Source organism: Mesorhizobium sp. M7A.F.Ca.AU.002.02.1.1 (genome assembly GCF_003998535.1).
GTDB classification, from domain to species: domain Bacteria; phylum Pseudomonadota; class Alphaproteobacteria; order Rhizobiales; family Rhizobiaceae; genus Mesorhizobium; species Mesorhizobium ciceri.
The window spans coordinates 1-2251 of sequence record NZ_RZPB01000875.1 but is presented as its reverse complement, the minus strand read 5'-3'; the positions used below and the strand labels follow the sequence as shown (position 1 = coordinate 2251).

The following is a 2251-nucleotide window of genomic DNA, read 5'->3' as shown; positions in this document are numbered from 1 at the left end:
GCCGAATTGCGGCTGAGCGAACACACGGTCAAGCGCCATGTCGCCAACATACTGCTCAAGCTGGATCTGCCGCCGCCCGCGACGGCAGATCCAGCTTGAGCAGTATGTTGGCGACATGGCGCTTGACCGTGTGTTCGCTCAGCCGCAATTCGGCGGCGATCGCGGCATTGCTCTTGCCGTCGGCGACGAGGCTCACCACCTCGCTTTCGCGCGCCGTCAATGCGGCCGGCTCGGCGGTCTTGGGTTTGGGCCGGCAGGCGGGTTCCAGATGCTGTTCGGACGTCGCATGGACCAGCGCCAGCGGCTGCTCCAGCTCGTCGACACTGATGCGCCCGGCGTCGGTGAAATGCAGGCCCGACCCAGCCGCCAGATCGGCGATCAGACGCGACGCGATAATGTCGCCGCGGCCGGCATGGGCGGCCAGTTGCATTGCCACCCGCGCCGTCGTCCCAACGGGTGGACCGCGCACTTCGATCTCGCCGACATGCGCCCCTTGTGCGCTTGCCACGCCGATTTCCTGCGCCGCCTCGCGCAGCGCTGCCGCGCAGCGTATGGCGCGTGCCGGGCCGTCGAAGCGCGAAATCATCAACTCGCCATGCAGGCCCACAGAGCGCCCGCCATGGCGCCCGACCAGCAGCCGCCAGGTTTCCTGGAAGCGTTGGCTGCGTTCGCTCCACATCCGGTCGCCGAGCCGTGCCGTGTCGTAGATGCGTGTCACCAGCAGTGCGGCCAGCACGCGGTCTACTTCGCCCACGGCGCGTTCGCCGGTCAGGAATTCCTCGATCAGGTCGGCCACCCCATCGACATCGCCGGTCCAGATCGGATGGTCGCGTCCGGGAATCTCGACCAGTCGGGCGCCGGGGATCTTCTGTGCAAGGAAGCGGCTGGCGTCGGGGTCGACCCGCGCATCGTTGCGGCGATGGATTACAAGCGTCGGCGCGCTGATCACGCTCAGGATATGGCGGATGTCGACGTCGGCGTTCATGCGCGCCAGCGCCGCCGCCGCCGTCGGGCTCGCCGACAATCGTTCGAAACGTGCCCACCACTGGGCGAAATGCGCGTCGTCGACCCGGCTCGGCGCGAAATGGGGCAGCGTGGCGCCAGTGCCCCAGGCTGTCTCCGCCATCTCGATGAAAGCGTCGAGGCGTTCGGGCGACATCACCCATTTGTGGAAATGCGCATAGCCGCCATAGAGCGCCAGCGCCCGTGTCCGCTCCGGATAGGTGGCGGCGAACAGCATTGCCATCGGCGCGCCTTCGGAGGAGCCGAGCAGCGCCGCACGGCCGCTGCCAGCGGCGTCCATTACCGCGCGCACATCGTCTATCCGCGTCTCGAGACTGGGCAGGTTATGCGCGTCGACACGGTCGGACAGGCCGGTGCCGCGCTTGTCGAACAGGATCAGCCGAGAGAACGCCGAAAGCCGCTTCAAGAGCCTGGTGTAGCCCTCGTCTTCCCAGTGCAGGTCGAGGTTGGAAATGAAGCCCGGCACGAAGACGAGATCGAACGATCCCTGCCCGACCACCTGATAGGCGATCCGCACATCGCCGCTACAGGCGTATCGCGTCTCGATCGGCCTCACGAGATTTCCACCCCGGCCTGACGATTTCTGGTCGTCAAACCATAGCAGAACAGCGCAGATTGCGGCAGCTTAAACTTTAGCGATTGTGAATGTAAGTTGGCGCGGCTTGGCGGCTATTCCTGCGAGGCGGCGACGTCGGCAGGGGAGGGCTTGAGCCCGAGTTTGAGGTCGGCCGCAGCCGGCGTGATCGGTCGCTTGATCCTGGCGGAGGCGGCCACCACCAACTCGTTGAAGTTCCCGGTGCCGTCGTCCAGCATTTCGAAGAACTGCCGCCGCATCCTCGGCTCCCAGAACTTGTTGATGTGCTCGGCGACGCCGGCAATGCCTTCCTCGCGCGGCTTGGAATGGAAGAAGTCGGCGATCTGGTTTGCCATGCGCACCAGCTTCTCGGCAGTGCTCATAATGTGTTCTTCGTCATGCGACATGCTTGGCAACTCCGCAAATCACCCGGTCGGGGTGGGTGAAAATATCAAAATCGTCGCCGCGAACCAGCGCCACCAGCGTCATGCCGGACTCTTGCGCCGTGCGGATGGCAAGGGCGGTCGGCGCCGAGACGGCGATGATGAAGGCCGAACCGATAGAAGCCGTCTTCTGCACCATTTCGACCGAAACCCTGGATGTCACCACGACAGCACCGGATGCGCCCTCGATGCCGGCTTTGGCCAGCGCACC

3 protein-coding genes are annotated in these 2251 nt (G+C 65.2%); all 3 read right to left on the bottom strand.

What is annotated here, in order from left to right:
• Positions 1 to 55: 55 nt before the first annotated feature.
• Positions 56 to 1579, bottom strand: a complete 1524-nt coding sequence (locus EN879_RS32695) for an alpha/beta fold hydrolase (RefSeq protein ID WP_127274547.1) — start codon at positions 1577 to 1579, stop codon at positions 56 to 58.
• 113 nt (positions 1580 to 1692) lie between these two features.
• Positions 1693 to 2004, bottom strand: a complete 312-nt coding sequence (locus EN879_RS32690) for a formate dehydrogenase subunit delta (protein ID WP_013528015.1) — start codon at positions 2002 to 2004, stop codon at positions 1693 to 1695.
• Positions 1994 to 2251: formate dehydrogenase accessory sulfurtransferase FdhD (locus EN879_RS32685; RefSeq protein ID WP_206521049.1), on the bottom strand; the 258-nt coding region annotated here is incomplete at its 5' end. The genes EN879_RS32690 and EN879_RS32685, both read right to left, overlap by 11 nt.